At 61.3% G+C, this 22,182-nt stretch carries 23 protein-coding genes; 11 read left to right on the forward strand and 12 right to left on the reverse strand.

The genetic code is table 11. The annotated features are described in order from the left end of the window. Positions 1-7: 7 nt before the first annotated feature. Together M1D68_RS09590 and M1D68_RS09595 are read right to left on the reverse strand one after the other, a co-directional pair. Positions 8-595, reverse strand: a complete 588-nt coding sequence (locus M1D68_RS09590) for a DcrB/PsbP domain-containing protein (RefSeq protein WP_434610725.1) — start codon at positions 593-595, stop codon at positions 8-10. Positions 596-669: 74 nt separating this feature from the next. Then, on the reverse strand, positions 670-1,605 hold the full coding sequence (locus M1D68_RS09595) for a LysR family transcriptional regulator (protein WP_420764579.1): 936 nt from the start codon (positions 1,603-1,605) through the stop codon (positions 670-672). 111 nt (positions 1,606-1,716) lie between these two features. Between M1D68_RS09595 and M1D68_RS09600 the strand changes: the two genes are divergently transcribed. Both M1D68_RS09600 and M1D68_RS09605 read left to right on the forward strand, forming a co-directional pair. After that, a complete protein-coding gene (locus tag M1D68_RS09600) occupies positions 1,717-2,214 on the forward strand; it encodes a DMT family transporter (RefSeq protein WP_457970144.1) in 498 nt (165 codons plus the stop codon). 1 nt (position 2,215) lies between these two features. Next, a complete protein-coding gene (locus M1D68_RS09605) occupies positions 2,216-2,668 on the forward strand; it encodes a DMT family transporter (RefSeq protein ID WP_457970146.1) in 453 nt (150 codons plus the stop codon). 5 nt (positions 2,669-2,673) lie between these two features. On the opposite strand, the gene M1D68_RS09610 is transcribed toward M1D68_RS09605, so the two are convergent. Further along, on the reverse strand, positions 2,674-2,952 hold the full coding sequence (locus tag M1D68_RS09610) for a hypothetical protein (protein WP_457970148.1): 279 nt from the start codon (positions 2,950-2,952) through the stop codon (positions 2,674-2,676). A gap of 152 nt (positions 2,953-3,104) precedes the next feature. On the opposite strand from M1D68_RS09610, the gene selD reads away from it, so the two are divergent. From selD to M1D68_RS09625, 3 genes are all read left to right on the forward strand, one after another. After that, on the forward strand, positions 3,105-4,139 hold the full coding sequence (gene selD, locus M1D68_RS09615) for a selenide, water dikinase SelD (RefSeq protein WP_420764575.1): 1,035 nt from the start codon (positions 3,105-3,107) through the stop codon (positions 4,137-4,139). After that, entirely contained in the window at positions 4,139-5,242 is a 1,104-nt protein-coding gene (gene mnmH / locus M1D68_RS09620) for a tRNA 2-selenouridine(34) synthase MnmH (protein WP_457970150.1), read from the forward strand. Before selD ends, mnmH begins: the two co-directional genes overlap by 1 nt. A 318-nt stretch (positions 5,243-5,560) precedes the next feature. Further along, a complete protein-coding gene (locus tag M1D68_RS09625; RefSeq protein WP_445570990.1) occupies positions 5,561-6,508 on the forward strand; it encodes an IS110 family transposase in 948 nt (315 codons plus the stop codon). A gap of 64 nt (positions 6,509-6,572) precedes the next feature. On the opposite strand, the gene M1D68_RS09630 is transcribed toward M1D68_RS09625, so the two are convergent. Then, a complete protein-coding gene (locus tag M1D68_RS09630; protein WP_434563409.1) occupies positions 6,573-7,247 on the reverse strand; it encodes a histidine phosphatase family protein in 675 nt (224 codons plus the stop codon). 294 nt (positions 7,248-7,541) lie between these two features. Between M1D68_RS09630 and M1D68_RS09635 the strand changes: the two genes are divergently transcribed. From M1D68_RS09635 to M1D68_RS09645, 3 genes are all read left to right on the forward strand, one after another. Continuing rightward, on the forward strand, positions 7,542-8,240 hold the full coding sequence (locus tag M1D68_RS09635) for a glutathione S-transferase family protein (RefSeq protein ID WP_457970152.1): 699 nt from the start codon (positions 7,542-7,544) through the stop codon (positions 8,238-8,240). A 131-nt stretch (positions 8,241-8,371) separates the two neighbouring features. Continuing rightward, positions 8,372-9,346 carry a porphobilinogen synthase gene (gene hemB / locus M1D68_RS09640; protein ID WP_434563413.1) on the forward strand — a complete coding sequence of 325 codons (975 nt, stop codon included), beginning with the start codon at positions 8,372-8,374 and terminating at the stop codon, positions 9,344-9,346. Positions 9,347-9,629: 283 nt separating this feature from the next. Beyond that, positions 9,630-10,724 carry a DUF1615 domain-containing protein gene (locus tag M1D68_RS09645; RefSeq protein ID WP_434700945.1) on the forward strand — a complete coding sequence of 365 codons (1,095 nt, stop codon included), beginning with the start codon at positions 9,630-9,632 and terminating at the stop codon, positions 10,722-10,724. 152 nt (positions 10,725-10,876) lie between these two features. Here M1D68_RS09645 and M1D68_RS09650 read toward each other — a convergent pair whose 3' ends face one another. Then, positions 10,877-11,311 (reverse strand): phage infection protein, encoded by a 435-nt coding sequence (locus tag M1D68_RS09650; protein ID WP_434610734.1) that lies wholly within the window; start codon positions 11,309-11,311, stop codon positions 10,877-10,879. A gap of 193 nt (positions 11,312-11,504) precedes the next feature. Between M1D68_RS09650 and M1D68_RS09655 the strand changes: the two genes are divergently transcribed. Beyond that, a complete protein-coding gene (locus M1D68_RS09655; RefSeq protein ID WP_457970154.1) occupies positions 11,505-12,134 on the forward strand; it encodes a glutathione S-transferase family protein in 630 nt (209 codons plus the stop codon). A 1-nt stretch (position 12,135) separates the two neighbouring features. Here M1D68_RS09655 and M1D68_RS09660 read toward each other — a convergent pair whose 3' ends face one another. The 5 genes from M1D68_RS09660 to M1D68_RS09680 form a co-directional block, all read right to left on the reverse strand. Beyond that, on the reverse strand, positions 12,136-12,672 hold the full coding sequence (locus M1D68_RS09660) for a PqiC family protein (RefSeq protein WP_434563419.1): 537 nt from the start codon (positions 12,670-12,672) through the stop codon (positions 12,136-12,138). A gap of 17 nt (positions 12,673-12,689) precedes the next feature. Then, positions 12,690-14,345, reverse strand: a complete 1,656-nt coding sequence (locus M1D68_RS09665) for a PqiB family protein (protein ID WP_434563421.1) — start codon at positions 14,343-14,345, stop codon at positions 12,690-12,692. Next, positions 14,326-14,985, reverse strand: a complete 660-nt coding sequence (locus tag M1D68_RS09670) for a paraquat-inducible protein A (protein WP_434563423.1) — start codon at positions 14,983-14,985, stop codon at positions 14,326-14,328. The genes M1D68_RS09665 and M1D68_RS09670 overlap by 20 nt, the downstream gene beginning before the upstream one ends. Continuing rightward, positions 14,982-15,578, reverse strand: coding sequence for a paraquat-inducible protein A (locus M1D68_RS09675; RefSeq protein WP_434650619.1), 597 nt, complete (start codon positions 15,576-15,578; stop codon positions 14,982-14,984). Before M1D68_RS09675 ends, M1D68_RS09670 begins: the two co-directional genes overlap by 4 nt. Positions 15,579-15,647: 69 nt before the next feature. Further along, positions 15,648-16,088, reverse strand: coding sequence for a CBS domain-containing protein (locus M1D68_RS09680; RefSeq protein WP_030138503.1), 441 nt, complete (start codon positions 16,086-16,088; stop codon positions 15,648-15,650). Positions 16,089-16,409: 321 nt separating this feature from the next. Here M1D68_RS09680 and M1D68_RS09685 point away from each other — a divergent pair, with 321 nt between their 5' ends. Further along, on the forward strand, positions 16,410-18,773 hold the full coding sequence (locus tag M1D68_RS09685; protein ID WP_457970158.1) for a DNA polymerase II: 2,364 nt from the start codon (positions 16,410-16,412) through the stop codon (positions 18,771-18,773). A 147-nt stretch (positions 18,774-18,920) separates the two neighbouring features. Here M1D68_RS09685 and M1D68_RS09690 read toward each other — a convergent pair whose 3' ends face one another. Together M1D68_RS09690 and M1D68_RS09695 are read right to left on the reverse strand one after the other, a co-directional pair. Further along, a complete protein-coding gene (locus M1D68_RS09690) occupies positions 18,921-19,742 on the reverse strand; it encodes an aldo/keto reductase (RefSeq protein WP_445571616.1) in 822 nt (273 codons plus the stop codon). A gap of 172 nt (positions 19,743-19,914) precedes the next feature. Further along, positions 19,915-21,063, reverse strand: a complete 1,149-nt coding sequence (locus M1D68_RS09695; protein WP_434610751.1) for an aldose epimerase family protein — start codon at positions 21,061-21,063, stop codon at positions 19,915-19,917. 296 nt (positions 21,064-21,359) lie between these two features. On the opposite strand from M1D68_RS09695, the gene M1D68_RS09700 reads away from it, so the two are divergent. Further along, positions 21,360-22,109, forward strand: coding sequence for a hypothetical protein (locus tag M1D68_RS09700; protein WP_420764562.1), 750 nt, complete (start codon positions 21,360-21,362; stop codon positions 22,107-22,109). Positions 22,110-22,182 lie beyond the last annotated feature (73 nt).

Raw genomic sequence — 22,182 nt, forward strand, 5'->3', positions numbered from 1 at the left:
AGTGTTCTCACTTCCCGCTGGCGATCTGCTTGACCAGGGCCTCATGGCCGGCCTGGTCGCTGGCCCTGGAAATGATCTGCACCACGGCCATACGCGTGCCGGAGGCGCCGATCAGCGTGGTGTCCAACGTCGGCCCGCCACCCTGCGTGGCCTTGGTGTCGAGCTGACGCAGGCCCAGACCGGTGGTTTTCTGGATCAGGCTTTGTTCGCCAAGAATTTTGGCATCCGGCAGAGCCTTGGTTTTCTGAACGGCAAAATCGGCAAAGGTGCTGTCCAGGAAGGCCGCGTCGTTGTCCTTCACATTCGCCCCGTCGACCAAGGTGTTTTCAGCCGTGATCACCACTGTCTTGCTCGTGGCATTGCTGTACATCATACCGGTCGCCCCGGCTGTCCCCTGGGCCACTTCGCCCGCGGATAGCGGCGTTGCCGTGTAGCCCTTGGGCAGGGTGAAGCTGAACTTGCCGCCCAGCATCGAAATCTTCTGGACCGGTGCCTGGGCCACGGTCTTGGGCTGGGCCGCCATGGCAGGCCATGCGGCCAGGCTGGCGACCGCCGTCAGCAGCACGGCGGCGGCTCGTTTACTCAGCAATGACATTAAAACGCTCCACGCAGGCTCGATCTAAAGCTGGATCATCCCATGGGCCTGGCCTTGACTCCAGCGCCCGACCGTCAAGGACGATCCCAGTAGGGCACCTCGCCGAAACATTCAAGGAAAAAGTCGATCACCGTACGCACCTTCACCGACAGGCGTCGGCTGCCGGGCCAGAGGATAGCGATTTGCTGGGGTTCGAGACTGTTGGACGCTTCGTAGTCGCTCAGCACCGGCACCAGCGTTCCGCTGCGCACGGCTTCGCCGATGAGCCACGACGGGAACATCACCAGGCCCAGCCCTTGCACGGCGGCCTGGGTCAGGGTGTCGGCGTGGTTGCCGGTGATCGGGCCCCTGACACTGTATGGCGTCCAGGTTTGACCGGGACGTCGGAAGAACCAGCGCTGCTGGCCCGCCACGCCTTTATAGGCCAGGCATTCATGGGCAGCCAGGTCCTGGGGCTTGCGTGGCGTGCCATGACGGGCGAGGTAGTCGGGGCTTGCGGCAATCTGGAAGCGGTGCGGCGCGACGATCCGCGCCTGCATGCTGGAATCGTGCAGCGGCCCGATGCGAAAGAGCAGGTCGGCACCTTGCTGCAGCGGGTCCACATAATTGTCGGTCTGCTGGATGTCCAACTGCAGCTTGGGGTAGCGCTCGCACAACTGGCCCAGCCACGGCGTCAGGTGTCGCTGGCCGAACACCACGGGAGCGTTGATCCGTATCAGCCCGGCCGGCTCGCTGTACTGCTCCTGCAAGGCTTGTTCGGCTTCCTCCAGTTGCACCAGCAACAACCGTGCGTGGTGACCGAGCAGGCGGCCGGCTTCGGTGGGCGAAACGGCGCGCGTGTGGCGATAGAGCAGTTGCTGGTTCAGCGCTTGCTCCATCAATTGGATCTGGCGGGAAATCGAAGAGGGCGCCAGCCCCTCACGCCGCGCCACTTCCGAAAAGCTGCCGTGATCGAGCACCGCGACAAACAGTCGGAGTGCCTTGAAACCCAGTTCATCGAGACCTTGCATGGGAAATCCGCTGTGCGTACTGCGCAAAAGTGTTGTTGGAATGCTCACATTTATCGCATAGGAGCGCCAGTTGATAATGCCCGTCGTTTCTTTCCAAGACAGGTACATTCGATGCAACCGACACCACAAGACGCGGCCGCGCCGATATCGGCTGCGGCGCCACCCCGGCCATTTTTGCGCTGGCTATTGTTGCCCCTGGTCATCCTGGCGGGCATGGGATTGTCGGTGGAGGCCGGTCTGCTGGGACCGTTGGGCATCCAGGTCGGCCATCTATGGGCGACGTTGAGCATCTTTGGCGTGGGCGCCGCGCTGCTGTTCCTGCTGCTGTTGCTCAGCGGCCCCCAGCGAGGCCCATCACTGGACACGTTGCCGCGCTGGCAATTGATCGGCGGCTTTCTGGGACCCATCTATGTGGTGGTCCTGACCCTCGCCACCCCTCACATCGGTATTGCGATGACCATGATCGCGATCCTCTCCGGCCAAGTGGGCAAAAGCGTGCTGATCGACCATTTCGGTTGGTTCGGCGCGAGTCGCAAGCGGGTCAATCGCGAGCGTTGGCTGGCGTTGGCGTTGATTGTGGTGGCCCTTGTCCTGATAGCCCGAGGTTGATATGAGCATCATTGTGTTATTGCTGGTGGTCGTTGCCGCCGGCGCGGTACTGAGCGTTCAGGCCGCGATCAACGGACGCCTGGGCGAGACGGTTGGCGTGCTGCGCAGCAGCCTGCTGACCTTTGTGGTGGGCACGGTGGTCACGGGGCTGTTGATCGTGTTTTTCGAGCCGACGCACGCCATGAGCCTGTTGGAGGTGCCCAAGTGGCAGCTCAGCGGTGCGTTGTTTGGCGTGGTGTACATGATAGTGATGGTCGGCGCGGTGCCACGAGTTGGCACGGCCGTTGCCACCGTGGCGGTCATTGTCGGGCAACTGGGCATGGGCATGCTGATCGATAACTTCGGCTGGCTGGGCAATCCGGCGATCGAACTGTCTAGCAGCCGCTTGCTGGCCATGGCCTGTCTGGCTTTGGCGCTGGTGTTCATGTACCGCAGCAGTACACCGCGCGCCTGAGCGCTTCAGTCCGGTTCGACGTCCAGCTGCAAGCTGTGGTCGGCCAGGCGCTCGGAACGCCGGACGATACCGCTGATGCGTCGGCCTTCGGCGCTGAACACCACGATCTGGGCCTTTGCCAGGTCTTCGGGCAGCGGCGGGCGTACATGCAGGGCAAACCACGGCGGCTCGCCGTCGTCCAGACGCTTGACGTCGAACTGGCAGTCGACGCTTTTGGTCTCGCGGCCGAACAGCGTGTCGAGACCGTAATCAAGATGAGTCGTCGCGGGTGGGGTTGGGTCCATTGGCTATCTCCTTGGAAGGCTCGGCTATTGTTCAAGTGAGTCCCGCGACGCCGGAAAAATTCCGTCGGATACGCGGCGATTGATCGCGACGGGCGGTGGGCGGCGGACGTTGCTGGTAGAATTGCCGACCTTGACTTACGAGAGGTATGCCCATGAGCGAGCCGATTCGCCTGACCCAGTACAGCCACGGTGCCGGTTGCGGCTGCAAGATTTCGCCCCAGGTGCTGGAAGTGATCCTGGCCGGCAGCGGTGCGCAGAACCTTGACCCCAAGCTTTGGGTCGGCAATGCCTCCCGGGACGATGCAGCGGTGTATGCCATCGACGAGGAGCGCGGGGTGGTCTCGACCACCGATTTCTTCATGCCGATCGTCGACGATCCTTTCGATTTCGGACGCATCGCCGCGACCAATGCCATCAGTGATATCTACGCCATGGGCGGCGATCCGCTGATGGCGATTGCAATCCTCGGCTGGCCCGTCAACGTACTGGCCCCGGAAATTGCCCGGGAGGTCATTCGTGGTGGCCGCTCGGTGTGCGACGAGGCGGGCATTCCCTTGGCGGGCGGCCATTCGATCGATGCGCCGGAGCCAATGTTTGGCCTCGCGGTGACGGGGCTCCTGCACAAGCGCCACATGAAGCGCAACGACACCGCCGTCGCGGGTTGCCGCTTGTACCTGACCAAACCCCTGGGGATCGGCATCCTCACGACCGCGGAAAAGAAAGGCAAGCTGCGCGCCGCCGACGTGGGCCTGGCCCGGGATTGGATGTGCACCCTCAACAAGCCCGGCAGCCGTTTCGGCAAGCTCGACGGCGTGGCCGCAATGACCGATGTCACCGGTTTCGGCTTGCTCGGACACTTGGTGGAGATGGCCGATGGCAGCCAGCTCACCGCACGCATCCGCTACGACGCCGTGCCGCGCTTGCCGGGCGTCGAGTACTACCTGGACCTGGGCTGCGTGCCAGGCGGCACACTGCGCAACTATGACAGCTACGCCAGCAGGGTCGGTCGGGTCCAGGAGTTGCACAAGCGCGTGCTGTGCGACCCGCAGACCAGCGGCGGCTTGCTGGTTGCCGTCACGCCCGAAGGCGAAAGCGAATTCCTGCAGGTTGCCGTCGAGCTGGGCCTTTCGCTGGAGCCGATCGGTGAATTGGTCGAGCGACAGAGCCACGCGGTCGAGGTGTTCTGATGACCCGCGACATCACCGATTACCGCGATATCTTCCTCAACGACCGTCCGATGATGGACACCCGAGCGCCCGTCGAATTCCTCAAGGGCGCGTTTCCCGGCGTGGTCAACCTGCCCCTGATGACCGACATCGAACGGCAACGCGTTGGCACTTGCTATAAACAACAGGGCCAGCAAGCTGCCATCGTCCTCGGGCATCAATTGGTTAGCGGTGACACCAAGGCCCAGCGCATCCAGGCCTGGTCCGACTTCGCCCGTTCCCATCCCGAAGGAGTGCTTTATTGCTTTCGTGGTGGCTTGCGCTCGCAGATTGTCCAGCAGTGGCTCAAGGAAGAAGCCGGCATCGACTACCCCCGTGTCGGCGGTGGCTACAAGGCCATGCGTACCTTTCTGCTCGAAACCGTCGATCAAGCGGCTGCCCAGTGCGACCTGGTCTTGTTGGGCGGCATGACCGGCACGGGCAAGACCGAAGTGCTGACGCAACTGCCCAACGCACTGGACCTGGAAGGCTACGCGAATCATCGCGGTTCCAGCTTTGGCAAGCGCGCCACCGGGCAGCCGTCCAACATCGATTTCGAAAACCTGCTGGCGGTGGATGTGCTGAAGAAGCGCGCCGCCGGGCTCGAGCAATTCGTGCTGGAAGACGAAAGTCGCATGGTGGGCAGCTGCGCCGTGCCGCTGCCGTTGTACCAGCGTATGCAGCAGGTGCCGATGGTCTGGCTAGAAGACAGCCTGGAGCGACGGGTCGAGCGCATCCTGAGTGATTATGTGATCAACCTCTGCGCCGAATTCATCGACGTGCATGGCGACGAAGGCTTCTCGCTGTTTTCCGAACGGCTGCTGTCGAGCCTCGATAACATCCATAGGCGGCTGGGGGGCGACCGTCATCGCCGGTTGATGGACATCATGGAGGCGGCCCTGGCCGAGCAGGCCAGTACGGGAGCCGTCGATTTGCATCGCGGCTGGATCGAAGGCTTGCTGCGCGAATATTACGACCCGATGTACGTATTCCAGCGAGAAAAGAAGGGCGGGCGCATCGAGTTCGCCGGGGAGCAGGCGGCGGTATTGCAATACCTGCGTGAGCGCGCGGCTCGGGGCGGGTAGGACGCCATCTGGCATTCAACACACCGTGCCCCTGTGGGAGCGAGCCTGCTCGCGAAGAGGCCGTTTCATGCACCACATCAGTGACTGAGAAGCCGCTTTCGCGAGCAGGCTCGCTTGTATGGTAGGGCTTGAAGGGAGGAGGAGGGACAAGGCTCGATTCTGACTGTTCGCGCAGTACAGACCGTGGGAGATTTCACCCCTCCTCCTTTCACCCAAGCGCCGATAAAGAATGCATCTGGCCTAGACCGACGATAGGAACAAGCCTGCGCCTCTGGGTGAACCCTTCAAGTGTTCAAACCTTAGCGCGGAGGATTTTCAATGGCAATGCCGGTTTCTGTCGCAAAGCCGATCGTGGGGGTTGATGTCGCCAAAGATGAGTTGGTGATTTATCACGCAGAAACAGATCGACTGGAAGCGATCCCCAACACCAAAGCTGCGATCAAGAAGTGGCTCAAGGAATTGCCTGCGCCAGTGGATGTCGCCATCGAGGCCACCAATATCTATCACCAGGACTTCGCCGACCTGGCTTATGCGCAGGGCTGTGTGATCTACATGATCGGCGGCTACGAACTCAGCCATTACCGCAAAGGTGTGAAAGTTCGCGCCAAAACCGATGCGCTGGATGCTCGGTTGTTGGCTCGCTACTTGAACAACGAAGGCCACCAGTTGCACCCGTGGACCCCGCCATCGCCCCTGTATTGCCGGCTTATAAGCCTTTTCCGGCGCCGGGCAGCCTTGGTTCAGGCGCGTGTCAGCCTCAAGCAAAGTTGGTCGAACGAACCGTTGCTCAAAACGGCCTTTGAGAACCAGATAAAGGCCATGCAGCGACTGGAAATCTTGCTTGAGAAAACAATCCAGACGCAATTGGATGCAGCCGGTCTGGGCAGTCAGCTCAAGCGCTGCATGAAAGTCGAAGGAATCGGGCTGTTGAGCGGTGCGCGTTTACTTACGTCGTTTCAGCGTGGAGATTTCAGAAATGCCGATGCCTTCATCGCTTTTCTAGGGCTGGACCTGCGCATATCGGACTCGGGAAAAAAGAAGGGACGCCGCTGCCTGTCTAAGCGAGGTGACCCGGAGGCGCGCCGATTGATGCACAACGCCGCGATGTCGGCGAGCCGCACAGCGGCGTGGAAGGGTTTTTATGGGGCTCTGCGGGCTCGAGGGCTAAGCACAACCGAAGCATTAGTGGCACTGGCCCGCAAGCTTGCCCGAGTGGTATTCGCTCTGTTGAAGAACCAGAGCGAATACTTACCAAAAGGCATCTAAGGGCTAGCCATGCACCATAGAATCTCCCACATCGGATGTCCAGTCAATAGAAGTGGCCTGCCGGTTACGTCGGGCACGTCTCCTGCCCGTTATCCAGCCCTTGCTTGTAATTCTGGCTGGTGAGGCTGGCCTTGCCGTTGTGCCACGTCAGGGTCAGTACATACAGCGAATCGAAATCGCTCGACGCCCAATCGTCGGTAATCTCTTGCCGTTTGCCCACCGCTTCACCAGCGACCTTATTGATCAGCTCCGGCAGGTAACCATGGGACCAGGCGGTGTAGATGGTGGAGTTGTGGTATTTGTCGTCCAGCAGTTCGTTTGCCAGGTCGCTGGTGTCGTTGGCTGAGTATTCGATATTGACCGGCAAGCCCAGCTTGATGGCACTGGGGCTGATGGTCATCAATGGGCGGATGTAACTATAGGAATTGTCCAACTCACCCTCTTCGACGTTTCGGGTAGGGTTGGCGGCGAATACATAGTCAGCTTTGCCGAATTTTTCCGGCAGCAGGGTAGCCAGGTCGATGGCGCGGTTGAGGCCTTGGCAGTTGAGCTGGCCGAGGCCTCCGGCGGGTTTCTCGGCGTGGCGCAAGAACACCAGGGTCTGGACACCGTCGGCTGGCTGCGCGCGGCTGACGCTGGATTCCAGCGACAGTACCAGTCCACAGGCCACAAGCAGCGTCGGCAGCACCAGCCACGAACGGCGTTTGAGGTAACGGGTGAATCTCTGTGGGTTCATCATGGGATAGACGTCTTCGATGCTCTCGATTCAGGCTGACAAACCCCGGCACCGCGAGGCCCTGGGCCCGGGTGTTTTCCTTGTCGTAAAGCCGCTTCGATTTCTCGGGGCCTCTCTCTGAGTCCCTTCTCGCCCTTTGGTTCGATCCTGGCCGATGCGCTGTTTTTAGCGGCATGCCGTCAGGAGATGAAGCGAATGTTAGCGACAGGATGTTGCGGATTTAAGAATGGGCGACGGCCCAATGCTGGATCAGCTGATTTATGCTTCAGCTTTCTGGCTGACTCTGGAACCCATTTCATGCCCAACCTGACCCCTTTTCCCATCACCCAAAAATGGCCCGCCCAGTACCCTGAGTGGATCCAGCTCTACTCCCTGCCGACCCCCAACGGCGTAAAAGTCTCGATCATGCTCGAAGAGATTGGCCTGCCGTACGAGCCCCATAAAGTCGATTTCGGCAGTAATGACCAATTGTCGCCCGAGTTTCTGTCGCTGAACCCCAACAACAAGATTCCAGCCATTCTCGATCCCCACGGTCCCGGGAACCAACCGCTGGCGTTGTTCGAATCGGGGGCGATCCTGATCTACCTGGCGGACAAGAGCGGCCAATTGCTCGCACAGGAATCGGCGGCGCGCTACGAGACGATCCAGTGGCTGATGTTCCAGATGGGCGGGATCGGGCCGATGTTCGGGCAACTGGGGTTCTTCAACAAGTTCGCCGGCAAGGACTACGAGGACAAGCGACCGCGCGACCGTTATGTCGAGGAGAGCAGGCGCCTGCTCAAGGTGCTCGATGGCCGTTTGCAGGGGCGGGACTGGATCATGGGCGAGCGCTACACCATTGCCGACATCGCGACGTTTCCGTGGGTGCGCAATCTGCTGGGATTCTACGAGGCGGGTGACCTGGTGGGCATCCAGAACTTCCCCAACGTGACTCGGGTGTTGGAGCGTTTCCTGGCGCGGCCGGCAGTGACTCGCGGGTTGAAGATCCCGGAATGACTGGCACCAGGGATCGCTGACTGAGGGATTATTGCCCGGTCGGTAACACTCTGTTTTCCGAGCGCCGTTTGTGCCCTGGCTGGCCAGGGCATAAGCTTTGCCTCGTGATTCAAACCTGACCCCGGAGTCCCATGTCCAGCCAGTTCCCCGAAGCACGTCCACGCCGTCTGCGCCGCAACGCGAGCTTGCGCAGCCTGTTCCAGGAAACCGAGTTCACATTGAACGATCTGGTGCTGCCAATCTTCGTCGAGGAAGAGATCGACGATTTTGTGCCGATCAAGAGCATGCCGGGTGTGAGGCGTATCCCCGAATCGAAACTGGCCGGCGAAATCGAGCGCTATGCCCGCGCGGGTATCAAATCGGTGATGACCTTTGGCGTGTCTCATCACCTGGACAACGATGGCAGCGACACGTGGAGCGAGCGTGGCCTGGTATCGCGCATGGCCGGGATCTGCAAGGACGCCGTGCCGGAAATGGTGGTGATGTCCGACACTTGTTTCTGTGAATACACCGATCATGGCCATTGCGGCGTGCTGCATGGCGATGAAGTGGATAACGACCGCACCTTGGTCAACCTGGGCAAGCAAGCCGTGGCGGCGGCGCGCGCCGGTGCCGATGTCATTGCGCCGTCGGCGGCCATGGACGGGCAAGTCCAGGCTATTCGCAAGGCTTTGGACAACGCGGGCTTCAGCCAGACCGCCATCATGGCCTACTCCACCAAGTTCGCCTCGGCGCTCTACGGGCCGTTTCGCGAGGCTGGCGGCAGTGCCTTGAAGGGCGACCGCAAGAGCTATCAGATGAACCCGATGAACCGTCGCGAAGCCTTGCGCGAGTCGTTGCTGGACGAGCAGGAGGGCGCCGATGCGTTGATGGTCAAGCCGGCAGGGGCCTATCTCGATATCATCCGCGACATTCGCCAGGCGTCGAACTTGCCCTTGTCGGCTTACCAGGTCAGCGGTGAATACGCGATGATCAAGTTTGCCGCCCAGGCCGGTGCTATCGACGAGGCCCGCGTGGTACGTGAAAGTCTGGGCGCGATCAAGCGGGCCGGGGCAGACCTGATCTTCACCTACTTCGCCCTGGACCTGGCCTTGAGCGGAATCTAACCCAGCACCGTACTAGAAAGATGATGGACCTGTGTCGAGGGACTTTGCTCCCGCTCGGCGGCGAAGCAGTCGTAAACCGTCGGACTCGGTGTTTCTGTTGCTGCGCATTGGGCGGGTTTTGGGGCCGCTTCACGGCCCAGCGGGAGCAAGCTCCCTCGCCACGGGTTTGCAGGTGGCCTTGAGTGAACGGCGTTGCCTTGTAGGAGCAAGCTTGCTCTCTATTGGATTTCTACCGGCTTTTGGTCGTATGGTTGCTCCCGAACAATGGATCTGATGGAGCACCATGCATTTCACTCGATTGACGATCAGCCTCGCCGCTTCGCTGGCCCTGGCCGGTTGCGGCACTCGCCAGGCCCAGGAGCCTGAACGCCAGCCTGCCGAAGTCAAGGCGCAGATCGTTCGTTTGTTGCCGGCCAAGACCGCTGATCGGGCAGGCTGGGCAACGGATATCTACGTAGCCTTTTCGGCGCAGCAGATCCCGCCCACGACGCAGAACATCTGTTCGGTGCTGGCGGTGACCGAACAGGAATCCACGTTCCAGGCCGATCCGGCCGTGCCCGGGCTGGGCAAGATCGCCCGGCAGGAGATCGACCGTCGCGCGGCCAAGGTGCACATTCCGGGGTTCCTGGTCAGCGGCGCGCTCCAGGTGCGTTCGCCGAACGGTAAAAGCTACAGCGACCGTCTGGACGCGGCGCGAAGCGAGAAAGAACTCAGCGCGATTTTCGATGACTTCATCAGCATGGTGCCGTTGGGCAAGACGTTGTTCGACGGCTTCAATCCCGTGCACACGGGTGGCCCGATGCAGGTCAGCATCGCATTTGCCCAGGCCAATGCCCGGGATTATCCGTACACGGTGGATGGCTCCATTCGGCGGGAAGTGTTCAGTCGTCGTGGCGGCATGTATTTCGGCATCGCCCATTTGTTGGGCTATCCGGTGAGCTACACAGAGCCGCTGTACCGGTTCGCCGATTTCAATGCCGGGTGGTATGCCAGTCGCAACGCGGCGTTTCAACATGCGGTGAGTCGCGCTTCGGGTATTTCTTTGGCCCTGGACGGCGACTTGATCTTGCATGGCTCGATCATGCCGGGCAGCACGGAATTGGCGGTGCGCACCTTGGGCAAGTCCCTGGGGATGCGCAACCCGACCATCCGCGATCAGTTGGAGATGGGCGACAGCCTCGCCTTCGAAGACAGCAAACTCTACAAGCGTGTATTCGAACTGGCTGAGAAGGCCGAGGGCAAGCCGCTGCCTCGGGCACTGTTGCCGGGCATTGTGCTCAAGAGTCCGAAGATCACACGCAAACTGACCACCGCATGGTTTGCCAAGCGCGTGGACGAACGTTATCAGCGCTGCATGGCTCGGGCTTCGGGGCGCTAAAACTTCTGGCCATGAAAAAGCCCGGCGGTTGAGGCCGGGCTTTCAGGGGGATGACTTGCAAGCGGGTTGGACCGTCATGGCAAGGGGCTGTCCTCGCCATGACTCGTATTGAACGTCGTTTGGAACCGGGTCAGGCATTGCGTGAAAACCACTCATGCACGGTTCTGAGCCAGACGATCGGAGCCACCTTCGGCGACGCGGCGTTCCAGCAGACGATCGGAGCCACCTTCGGCGACGCGGCGTTCCAGCAGACGATCGGAGCCACCTTCGGCGACGCGGCGTTCCAGCAGACGATCGGAGCCACCTTCGGCGACGCGGCGTTCCAGCAGACGATCGGAGCCACCTTCGGCGACGCGGCGTTCCAGCAGGCGATCGGAGCCACCTTCGGCGACGCGACGTTCCAGCAGACGATCGGAGCCACCTTCGGCGACGCGGCGTTCCAGCAGACGGTCGGAACCACCTTCGGCGACGCGGCTTTCGATCAGGCGGTCGGAGCCACCTTCGGCAACGACGGGTTGGGAAGTGGCGGCGAATGCGTTGGCGGCCAGTACCGAGAAAGCGAAGCTGAGGATGATTTGGCGTTTCATGATGGTGTGCTCCGGGGTGTGTTGTTTGTGTGGGGCCATTGTTGCGCCGGGCAGGGAGCATGAGAACTTCATTGACGTGATGGTGGACATCGACGGCGGTGATAGCTCGTTGCAGGTGTGTCGTCAGATTGATGGAACACTCACGGACCAGGAAGCCTCTACCGGCATAATCCCTTTTGCAGGAGGCAGGTGCATGTACCAGTTATTCGGTCACAGCCAGTCCGGCTCGGCAGCTGTCGAGGTCGCCTTGAACCTATGCGGGGTGCCTTATCGACGCGTCGATACCTATTCGACCGAGGACAACGAGGCCGCGAAAGAACTCGAGGCGTTGAATCCTCAGAAGCAGGTCCCGACCCTGCAACTGCCGGACGGCTCGGTGTTGACCGAGGCGGCGGCGATCCTGATTCACTTGGGGTTGTCTTTCCGAGAATCAAAACTGTTGCCGGAGGATCCGGCCCAGCGCGCGCAGGTCATACGTGGCCTGGTCTATATCGCCGCCAATTGCTACACGCCCATTGGCATTATCGATTTCCCCCAGCGCTGGCTGCCTGATGCGGACGAATTCACCCAGGAACGTCTGGTGTCGGGCACGAAACAGCGCCTGTATCGCAACTGGGCTCTGTTTGCCGACCAGTTTGCAGCGTCACCCTTTCTCGGCGGCGCCGAGCCCGGCGCGCTGGATATCCTGGCGGCGGTGATCACGAAATGGGTCGAAACCCGAGAAGCGATGCTCAATGCCCGCCCTGAGTTCCATGCCTTGCTGGCGCGTATCGACCACCACCCGCGAGTCGCTCCAGTGCTTTCACTGCATTGGCCCGATTGAATCAGGGGCAGGCGTTGCGCGATGCCGCTTGCCCCACGAGGTCGACCAACTGCCGGACGTTGTTTTGATGCCCCTTCACCAAGTCGTCGATATTGCCCGTGGCCGGTGTTTGCAGGCTGCTGCGACAGGTGAGGGCGTGGGCGTCGCTGCCCAGCGTGCGCAGTCGCCATTGCACGTCCATGCGCGCATACCGACCGGGAATCGAGTCGAAGCGCTGCACGTCGACCCGCAGCAACCGCTTTGGCGCACCGGGGTTGCTCAATTGCTCGTCAAGGCTGCTGCGTAGTTCGTCCGCCAGGCTTGAGCCCCACCATTCGGTTTCGAGGATGGCCAACCCGCTGTCGCCCTGGCGAATCACCATCTGGGTGCGATCCACTTGCGGTGGAACGCTGAGTTGCTCGATCTGGATATCCACGCCCGCATGCACCTGGCCCGCCGGTTGGACCGGGCTCAGGGTGTGATAGTGGATAGGGTCGCTGCGGCAGGCGCCGAGGAGCAGCGCCAGCGCAATCAACGAACATCTCAGCGTCAGCGGCATCGAGCGTGCTCCTGTCATCATTCTTTCACCGGAAAAGTCAGGTTTTGCGCCGGGGCGTCCTTCGGACGGCCGCGAAGCAGCGATTCAGGATGTCGGCTCAGGTAGTCCGACAGCTCGCGCAGCGAACGGGACATGCGGCCCAGGTCATCCAGGGTCTGGGTCAGCTGTTCACGCTGCGGCGAGTCTTCCGCCAACGTAGAATTCGCCGATTGCAGGGTCTTGCTCACGTCCTGCAAGGTGCTTTGCACGCCCGGCAGGGTCTTGTTGTTGAATTGCGAGAGTCCTTTGCGCAGCTCCACCAGATTGCCGTCCAGATTGCTGGCGATGCTCTCCAGCGGCAGCTTGTTGATGCGCTCCACCACCGTTTGCAGCTGTTCCTGCAATTGCTGCAGGCTGCCCGGGATCGTCGGGATCCGCAGGGGGCGGGCGGCGAGGTCGAAGGCGACCTTTTCCGCTTTGGGGTAGAAATCCAGGGAGATATACAACTGCCCGGTCAGCAGGTTGCCGCTGCGAGCCTGGGCGCGCAGGCCCCGTTCGACGAAACTGCCCACCAGCCGGGCAGCGGCGGCTTCGTCTTCCGGATCGTAATCCAGCGATTTGAGCAGTTTTTCGTGGGCCTTTCCCAGCAGTTGGGGGTAGATCACGATGCCGACATTGATAGGGAACGTGCGCTGCTTTTCGTCGAAATCCAGGTTCATGGCGACGACACGGCCGATCTCGATGCCTAGAAACTCCACCGGGGCCCCAACGCGCAAGCCGCGCAAGGCCTGGTCGAAGCGTAAAGCCAGGAATTGCGCCTTGCCACTGGGCGGGGCGAGGGCGCTCTGTTGGTCGGCGAACAGCTCGAAATTCTTGTCTTCGGGCGCGGGCGTGTCGTTGGGGCTGTACTCCGGGGCCCTGAAGGCGATGCCGCCGACCAGCAGGGCGGAGAGGGATTCGGTCTTGACCGCGAAACCGTTGGCGCCGACGTTCACATCGACACCGCTGACGTTCCAGAAGCGGGTGTTCTCGGTGACGTAGGCATCGTTTGGCGCATTGACGAACACTTCGATATTGACCCCCTTGCCGTCGGCGTCCAGGGCATAGGACACCACTTGGCCCACCGGGATCTTGCGCAAGTACACCGGCGAGCCGATGTCCAGCGAACCGAGGTCCTGGGAGTGCAGGGTAAAGCGCTTGCCCGGCTCTCCGTAAGTGATGGGGGGCGGGGCCTCCAGGCCGGTGAAGGACTTGGCGCGCACGGTGGAGTGGCCGGCGTCGGCACCGATGAAATCCCCGGACAGCAAGGTATCGATCCCGGAGATACCGCCGGCGCCGATACGCGGCCGGACCACCCAGAACACCGAGTCTTCATGGGTGAACGTGTCCGCGGTCTTGGCGAGCTTGACGGTGGCGGTCACATTCTTCTGGTCGGCGCTCAGTTGCACGTCGGTGACCTGGCCGATGACCACGTTGCGGTATTTGACCGGGGTCTTGTTCGCGGTGAGGCCCTCGCCCGTCTTGAAGGTGATGGTGATGGTCGGGCCTTCCTGCAGCCAGTTATGGACCACCAGGGACACCCCCACCAGCACGGCGATGATGGGCACGATCCATACCAGCGACACCGTCCAGCGACGGCTGGTGACATGGGCCCGGCCCGGTGCGGGCTGTCCATCAGTGGCTTGCGACTTCATCCATGACCTCCTCGGATGGTTGGGTATCCCAGATCAGCCGTGGATCGAAACTCATGGCCGACAGCATGGTAAACAGCACCACGAGACCGAAGAACAGTATTCCCGGTCGCGGTTCGATGTCGCTCAGGGCCTGGAATTTCACCAGCGCCGCCACCAACGCTACGACCAGCACATCGAGCATCGACCAGTAGCCGATGACCTCCACCAGCCGGTACAGCTTCGCTCGCTGGACCTGGGCCCAGGTGCTGCGCCGCTGCACGGTCACCAGCAGCAGCGTCAGTACGACGAACTTGATGCCCGGTACGGCGATGCTGGCGATGAAGATGATCAGGGCGATGTCCCAGGCGCCACTGTTCCAGAACTCGAGAACGCCGCTGATGATCGTGCTGTCCGCGCCATCGCCGAGCATTTGGGTGTTCATGACCGGCAGCAGGTTCGCCGGGATATAGAACACCAGCGCCGCCAGCATGTAGGCCCAGGTGCGGGTCAGGGTATCGGGTTTGCGCCGGTGCAGGGCGGCATCGCAGCGCGGACACGTCTCGGGCTCGTCGCTCATGTCGCACGCCAGGCCGCAGCTGTGGCACAGGCACAGGTTCAGGTCGCCGGCCCGGGGCGGGTTGCCTGGCAATGGCCCGTTCACAGGGTGTCCCAAAGGTCGCGGACATCGCGGCCGGCAATACGGATCATCAAGAGGCTCAGGGCCGCCAGGGCGAACAGGCCGATGCCGGGCAGTACATCCAGCAGGCCGGCAAGCTTGATCACCGCGACCAACGCACCCAGCAGACACACCTCCAGCATGCTCCACGGCCGCAGGGTTTCCAGGCTGCGCATGCACAGGCTGAAAGCCGGTGCCCGCCGCTTGGAATAGGCGTAGCCCAGCACCCAGAGCAGGAGCGCCAATTGGAAGGCCGGGGCGATGATGATCGCGACGGCGGCGACCAGGGCGATGAAGGTAATGGGGCCCTGGCTCAGGGCAACGACGGAGTCCCACAGCGTCGCGCTGTTGCTCAAGCCCTGGAGGCGGATGCTCATCACCGGATAAACGTTGGCGAAGACCCAAACCACCGCCGCGGTGATGGTCAAGGCCAAGCGCTGTTCGATGGTCAAGCCGTTGTAGCGCTGGATCACGGCGTGACATTGCACGCACGCAGCTTTTTGATGCGGGGCGAGCTCAACCGGCTCGTACACCGCATCGCAATGTTCACAGATGATCAGTCGTTCGGTAACGGCCATGGGGATGCTCGGCGGGGCAACTCCTTCAATATAGAAGTGAGTCGCAAATGAGCAACCCGCCCGAGCCGATCATTCGCCGCGAATGTATTGCTCCAGTTGTCGGATCAGGTCTGCTTGTTCGGCAATGGCCTCTTTCACCAGGTCGCCGATGGACAACAGGCCGACGAGCTTGCCGTCCTCCACGACGGGCAAATGCCGCAAGTGCTTTTCAGTCATGATGCTCAGGCACGTCTCGACGTTCTGATGGGGATCGATGGTGATCACGGGCGAAACCATGATGTCGCTGACTTTCGTGCCCACCGATGAGCGCCCGTGCAAGACCATTTTGCGCGCATAGTCACGCTCACTGATGATGCCCAGCACCTCGTCGTTCTTCACCACCAGCAAGGCACCGACGTTTTTCTCGGCCATGCGCATCAGGGCCTGCAAAACCATGTCGTCCGGTGAAATGGTGTGCACTTGCTGGTTCTTCTCGTCTTTTATCCGGAGCAACTGCGCGACGGTTTTCATGGGGAGGCCTCGGGTGTCGTTTTTTGCGGGTGGTAAAAGAATCGTAGACCCAACGGCGAAGGGCAAGCGATAAAGCGGCAGTCAGTCGTCCAAAAGCGTCATGGCGGGAGAATTCACTCCTATCTAAAGTCATCCGCCGTTGTGGCGAAGGGATTTAGCGAAGCGTCGCGCCGCCCCGCTGGGCTGCGCAGCAGTCCCAAAAATGTCGACACGACATTCATCTGATGCAAGTTGCTTGAGGGGCTGCTGCGCACCCCAGCGGGGATAAATCCCCTCGCCACAGGTAGAATCAGCGCACATGCAAGTTTTGAGGTTTCAGCGGTGGATCTACAGCAGGGCTTCGTCCTGACCCGGCATTGGCGCGATACCCCGGCGGGCACCGAAGTCGAGTTCTGGCTGGCGACCGATGCCGGCCCCCGGCGCGTGCGCCTGCCGGTGCAGCCTTCGGTGGCGTTCGTGCCGCAAGTGCAGCGCGGCCAGGCCGAAGCGCTGTTGCAAGGGGAGAAGGACATCGAGCTGCGTCCCCTGGACCTGCTGGATTTCGAGCATCGCCCGGTGCTGGGCCTGTATTGTCGACAGCATGGACAACTGATGCGCCTGGACACCACGCTGCGGCGCGCCGGCGTGGACGTGTTCGAAGCTGATATCCGGCCACCGGAGCGCTACCTGATGGAGCGCTTCATCACCGCCCCGGTGTGGTTCGGTGGCACGCCATCGGCCGACGGCGTGCTGCTCGACGCCCAGATGAAACCGGCTCCCGAGTACCGCCCACCGCTGCGGCTGGTGTCCCTGGACATCGAAACCACCGCCCAGGGCGATTTGTACTCCATCGCCCTGGAAGGCTGCGGCGAGCGACAGGTCTATATGCTCGGTCCACCGAACGGCGATGATCGCGACGTTGATTTCCAACTCGAATATTGCGAATCCCGAACGCTGCTGCTCAAGAAGCTCAATGAGTGGTTTGCCCGCTTCGACCCCGACGCGATCATCGGCTGGAACCTGGTGCAGTTCGATTTGCGCGTGTTGCATGAGCATGCTCGTCGGTTGGCCGTGCCGCTGCGCCTGGGGCGTGGCGGTGAGGAAATGCAGTGGCGCGAGCATGGCGCGCGCAACAATCATTTCTTCGCCTCGGCGGCGGGCCGGTTGATCATCGACGGGATCGAGTCCTTGCGTTCGGCGACCTGGAGTTTCCCGTCGTTCAGCCTGGAGAACGTCGCGCAGACCCTGCTGGGCGAAGGCAAGTCCATCGACAACCCGTACCAGCGCATGGACGAGATCAACCGCATGTTCGCCGAGGACAAGCCGGCCCTGGCCCGCTACAACCTCAAGGACTGCGAGCTGGTGACGCGGATTTTCGCCAAGACCGATCTGCTCGAGTTCCTGCTGGAGCGCGCCAGCGTCACCGGCCTGCCGGCCGATCGCAGCGGTGGTTCGGTGGCGGCGTTCACGCACCTTTACATGCCGCTGATGCACCGCCAGGGCTTCGTTGCGCCGAACCTCGGCCAGCGTCCGCCCGAGGCCAGCCCTGGCGGGTTCGTCATGGATTCCCAGCCGGGGCTCTACGAATCGGTGCTGGTGCTCGACTACAAGAGCCTGTACCCGTCGATCATCCGCACCTTTCTGATAGACCCGGTGGGCCTGATCGAGGGGCTGCGCCATCCGGGCGAGCACGAGTCTGTCCCAGGCTTTCGCGGGGCGCGGTTCTCCCGTACCCGACACTGCCTGCCGTCCATCGTGGCGCGGGTCGCTGAAGGCAGGGAGACCGCCAAGCGCGAACATAACGCGCCCTTGTCCCAGGCGCTTAAAATCATCATGAACGCGTTTTATGGAGTGCTCGGCTCCAGTGGCTGTCGCTTCTTCGACCCGCGCCTGGCGTCGTCCATCACCCTGCGCGGTCATCAGATCATGCAACGCACCCGGCAGTTGATCGAAGCAAGGGGGCATGTGGTGATCTATGGGGACACCGATTCAACCTTCGTCTGGCTGCGCCGGCCCCATGGCCAGGACGAAGCCGCGGCGATTGGCCGGGAACTGGTGGCTTACGTCAACGGGTGGTGGCGCGAGCACGTGCGTGACGAGTTCGGCCTGGAGAGCGCGCTGGAGCTGCAATTCGAAACCCATTTCAAGCGTTTCCTCATGCCGACCATCCGCGGCGCGGAGGAGGGCAGCAAGAAGCGCTACGCCGGCTTGATGACCCGCGCCGACGGCAGCGATGAAATCATCTACAAGGGCCTGGAAACCGTGCGCACCGATTGGTCGCCTCTGGCCCGGCAGTTCCAGCAGGAGCTGTACGGACGGATCTTCCATCGCCAGCCCTATCAGGATTATGTGCGCGACTACGTGCGCCAGACGCTGGCCGGTACATTCGATGAGCGTCTGGTCTACCGCAAGCGCCTGCGCCGCCCCCTGGATGATTACGAACGCAACGTGCCGCCCCACGTACGGGCCGCTCGGCTCGCCGACGAGTTCAACGAACGCCAGGGTCGGCCTCGGCAGTATCAGAACGGCGGTTGGATCAGCTACGTTATCACCGTGGCCGGCCCCGAGCCGCTGGAAACCCGCAGCGCGCCGATAGATTACGACCATTACGTGACTAAGCAACTACAGCCGGTGGCGGATGCAATCCTGCCGTTTGTGGACGATGATTTTTCGACTTTGGTCGGGGGGCAGATGGGGTTGTTCTGATGCCGCTGAGTGATGGGTTGGAGGGGGAGGCTCTTGTGGCGAGGGAGCTTGCTCCCGCTCGGTTGCGCAGCAGCCGCCTAAAGCGAGGGCCGCTTCGCACCCCAGCGGGAGCAAGCTCCCTCGCCACAGAACCTTCGATTCCCCAAGCTAAACCATCGCCAACCGCTGCTTGCCCTGGGGCTTGGGAAACACCAGGTCCAACGCCGCCAGATCCTGGGGCTCAAGTTGCAGATTCGCCGCTTCGGCATTCAGGCGCACATGTTCAGGCTGCACGGCCTTGGGAATGGCGATCACATTGTCCTGGCGCAACAGCCAGGCCAGGGCAATCTGCGCCGGTGTCGCGCGGTGGCGCTCGGCGATTTGTTGCATGGTGTGATCCCTGAGCAGCTGCCCACCCTGGCCGACCGGGCAGTAGGCCATGATCGACATGCGCCGTTGCTGGCTCCAGGGCAGCAGGTCGTATTCGATGCCGCGCTCCTGCAGGTTGTACAGCACCTGGTTGGTGGCGCAGTCGGGCGCGTTCAGTTCTTCCATGTCGTCGACGTCGAAATTCGACACGCCCCAGCGCCCGATCTTGCCTTCTTCGCGAAGTCGTTCAAACGCTTCGACGGTTTCTTCCAGCGGGTATTGGCCACGCCAGTGCAGCAGATAAAGGTCGATGTAATCGGTGTCGAGCCGCCGCAGGCTGCGCTCGCAGGCCAGCGGAATGCCTTTGCGGCTGGCGTTGTGGGGGTAGACCTTGCTCACCAGGAATACTTGGTCACGCAGCCCGGTGATCGCTTCGCCAACGACTTTTTCGGCGCCGCCCTCGGCATACATTTCGGCGGTGTCGATCAGGGTCATGCCCATTTCAATGCCCAGGCGCAGGGCAGCCACTTCTTTTTTGTGATGGGACGGTTCTTCACCCAGGCGCCAAGTGCCCTGGCCGATTACCGGCACGGACACGCCGGCCAACTCCAGAGTTCTCATTCGCATCTCCTGTCGTGCGGGTCGATTAAGCTGTGGCAGCAGAATAGACCAGGCGTTCAGGTTTGATTCGCGCCGCAATGCAGCGGGATGCTCTAGGGCTGAAAAGCATGACGCAGAGCGCCACGGGAGGCGTCCCCACGCGCAGCGTGGGAACGCTCGGTTGGCAGCAGGGTTATTCCGCCGAGAACTTCAGCACCATGGCCTGGGTGTAGGTCTGGCCCGGATCCAGCCGCGTGGTCGGGAAGTCCGGCTGGTTCGGCGAGTCGGGGAAGTGCTGGGTCTCCAGGGTAAACGCGCCCCAGTGCGGATAGACCTTGCCTTGCTTGCCCTTGACCGTGCCATCGAGGAAGTTGCTGGTGTAGAACTGCACACCGGGTTCGGTGGTAAAGAGCTGCAGCCGTCGCCCGGACTTCGGATCCTGGACGTCGGCGGCGAGTTTGTTTACGTCACCCTTGGCGTCGAGCACCCAGTTGAAGTCAAACCCACCCTGTTTTGGCTCGGCGAACTTCAACTGCGGATGATCGGCTTTGATATGGGTGCCGATGGCGGTTGGCTTGGTAAAGTCCATCGGCGTGCCGGCCACTGGCGCCAGCTCGCCGGTGGGAATCAGCTTGGCGGTCACCGGTGTGTAGCGGGACGCGTGCAAGGTCGCGACTTGTTTGAGGATGTCGCCATTGCCTGCACCCGCCAAGTTGAAATAACTGTGGTTGGTCAGGTTCAGTACGGTCGGTTTGTCAGTGGTGGCCTTGTAGTCGATGCGCAGTTCGTTCTTGTCGTTGAGGCTGTAGGTGACGTCAGTCTTCAGATTGCCGGGAAACCCCATCTCGCCGTCTTTCGACAGGTAGGTCAGGGTCACGCCGACCGAGTCCTTGTCGTTGCTCGGCTCGGCTTTCCAGACACGCTTGTCGAACCCTTGCGGCCCGCCGTGCAGCGAATTGTCCTTGTCGTTCTGCGGCACCTGGTAGCGCTTGCCATCCAACTCGAACGCGCCGCCAGCCAGGCGATTGCCGAAGCGGCCGATGGTCGCGCCGAAATATACATTGCCATTCTTCTGGTAGCCCTGGACATCGTCGAAGCCGAGCACGATGTCGTCGGTCATGCCGTTTTTGTCCGGCACGATCAGCGACTGGAGAATCCCGCCGTAGGTGATGACGGTAGCCTCCATGCCGTTGCTGTTGCGCAGCACATATTTTTCAACCGCCGTGCCGTCGTCGGTCTTACCGAAGGCAACGCGTTCGTTGGTCAGGCCGGCGGCCTGTGAAGAGGTGGCAATCATCAGAGAAACTCCGAGGGCCGAGAGCAGGTGTCTGGATTCAAGCATGAGTGTGACCTTCCTTCCTGTTTTTTTTTGTTGTTTTAACGCGGGTCGAGTCCGTTAATTGGTCAGACAGCGATGAAGGTTTTTCTGTTCAGTAGTCTTTCTATTTGCGGGTGGAGATGGGATTTATAGCTATAAATTGAGATTTATCAATTAAAAAGTAAGACTAATTGATCGAGGCGAATCGTGACCAGACGTCAACTCTCTGGTAAGGCACTGCACTTTTAGGGTTTTTTCCGCTCTATCCATGGCCAGGAAGCGGCGAGCCCCACCGCTTCCCCATGTCCAGACGAGATTCGATGGCCGGTGTTTTACTTTCCGTGATGGTGTCGCCACGTCGCAGCAACCTGCTGTTGGTGGGCCTGTTGCTGTTGCTCAGCGGCGGCTGCACCCACCAGCAAGGCCAGGACATGGTTACGCAGTTCAGCAACGCCAAGCCCCAGGAATTCTTGCAGACCAGCGTGGACCGGATGGCCACGCTCTCGATGCACGACAACTTGCAGAGCCTTTACCTGCTGATGCACAAACTTTACCTGCGCAACCCGGAAGAATTGCGCAAGTCGGGCTTCCTCGACGTCCGCGTCGCCGTCAAGCAAGTGCGCCAAGCCATCGAGCAACAGCAGCCCTTGCCGACCTTGGGCAATAAAAAGGACCTGGCGGCCCTGAGCTATGCCATGAGCCCCGAGTTCCTTGGTGATAGGGTCGGTGCGTTCATCTACGCCATTGGCAGCATGCTGGTCACGGCCCACGGCAATCGCCTGGAGTTCTACATGACCGACACCATCGATCCGCGCTTCGTCAGTAACGCTGCGCGCAACATCGAAAAGGCAACCTGGTTGCTGGGCCAGCGGCAGAACAAGGACGGCTCGCCGATGCTGTTTTCCAACGAAATCTCGGAGGAGGGCAGCAACCTGAGCTTTGCCGTCGAGTTCGGGAAAATCGTTGCACGCCTGGACCTGCTGACCCAGATGCTCGACGAGCGCTACCGGCGGATAGGGCTCAACTATGCACAGAGCCTGCTGTTCCTGAATTTCCTGCCCGTCCAGTGATCGAAAAAGGAATAAAGATAGATCACATCGATATAGGGGGTTATAAGAAAAATCGCTATGCTCGCGGCCAGAT

This window comes from Pseudomonas sp. R4-84, assembly GCF_054130985.1.

Bases quoted from the DNA above. Each gene is read 5' to 3' on its own strand.
- hemB (WP_434563413.1), top strand. From the start codon at position 8,372: ATGTCCAGCCAGTTCCCCGAAGCACGTCCACGCCGTCTGCGCCGCAAC.
- M1D68_RS09590 (WP_434610725.1), bottom strand. From the start codon at position 595: ATGTCATTGCTGAGTAAACGAGCCGCCGCCGTGCTGCTGACGGCGGTC.
- M1D68_RS09650 (WP_434610734.1), bottom strand. From the start codon at position 11,311: ATGAAACGCCAAATCATCCTCAGCTTCGCTTTCTCGGTACTGGCCGCC.
- M1D68_RS09660 (WP_434563419.1), bottom strand. From the start codon at position 12,672: ATGCCGCTGACGCTGAGATGTTCGTTGATTGCGCTGGCGCTGCTCCTC.
- M1D68_RS09680 (WP_030138503.1), bottom strand. From the start codon at position 16,088: ATGAAAACCGTCGCGCAGTTGCTCCGGATAAAAGACGAGAAGAACCAG.
- M1D68_RS09625 (WP_445570990.1), top strand. From the start codon at position 5,561: ATGGCAATGCCGGTTTCTGTCGCAAAGCCGATCGTGGGGGTTGATGTC.
- M1D68_RS09610 (WP_457970148.1), bottom strand. From the start codon at position 2,952: ATGGACCCAACCCCACCCGCGACGACTCATCTTGATTACGGTCTCGAC.
- selD (WP_420764575.1), top strand. From the start codon at position 3,105: ATGAGCGAGCCGATTCGCCTGACCCAGTACAGCCACGGTGCCGGTTGC.
- M1D68_RS09655 (WP_457970154.1), top strand. From the start codon at position 11,505: ATGTACCAGTTATTCGGTCACAGCCAGTCCGGCTCGGCAGCTGTCGAG.
- M1D68_RS09695 (WP_434610751.1), bottom strand. From the start codon at position 21,063: ATGCTTGAATCCAGACACCTGCTCTCGGCCCTCGGAGTTTCTCTGATG.
- M1D68_RS09690 (WP_445571616.1), bottom strand. From the start codon at position 19,742: ATGAGAACTCTGGAGTTGGCCGGCGTGTCCGTGCCGGTAATCGGCCAG.
- M1D68_RS09635 (WP_457970152.1), top strand. From the start codon at position 7,542: ATGCCCAACCTGACCCCTTTTCCCATCACCCAAAAATGGCCCGCCCAG.
- M1D68_RS09645 (WP_434700945.1), top strand. From the start codon at position 9,630: ATGCATTTCACTCGATTGACGATCAGCCTCGCCGCTTCGCTGGCCCTG.
- M1D68_RS09675 (WP_434650619.1), bottom strand. From the start codon at position 15,578: ATGGCCGTTACCGAACGACTGATCATCTGTGAACATTGCGATGCGGTG.
- M1D68_RS09665 (WP_434563421.1), bottom strand. From the start codon at position 14,345: ATGAAGTCGCAAGCCACTGATGGACAGCCCGCACCGGGCCGGGCCCAT.
- M1D68_RS09600 (WP_457970144.1), top strand. From the start codon at position 1,717: ATGCAACCGACACCACAAGACGCGGCCGCGCCGATATCGGCTGCGGCG.
- M1D68_RS09605 (WP_457970146.1), top strand. From the start codon at position 2,216: ATGAGCATCATTGTGTTATTGCTGGTGGTCGTTGCCGCCGGCGCGGTA.
- mnmH (WP_457970150.1), top strand. From the start codon at position 4,139: ATGACCCGCGACATCACCGATTACCGCGATATCTTCCTCAACGACCGT.
- M1D68_RS09630 (WP_434563409.1), bottom strand. From the start codon at position 7,247: ATGATGAACCCACAGAGATTCACCCGTTACCTCAAACGCCGTTCGTGG.
- M1D68_RS09595 (WP_420764579.1), bottom strand. From the start codon at position 1,605: ATGCAAGGTCTCGATGAACTGGGTTTCAAGGCACTCCGACTGTTTGTC.
- M1D68_RS09700 (WP_420764562.1), top strand. From the start codon at position 21,360: ATGGCCGGTGTTTTACTTTCCGTGATGGTGTCGCCACGTCGCAGCAAC.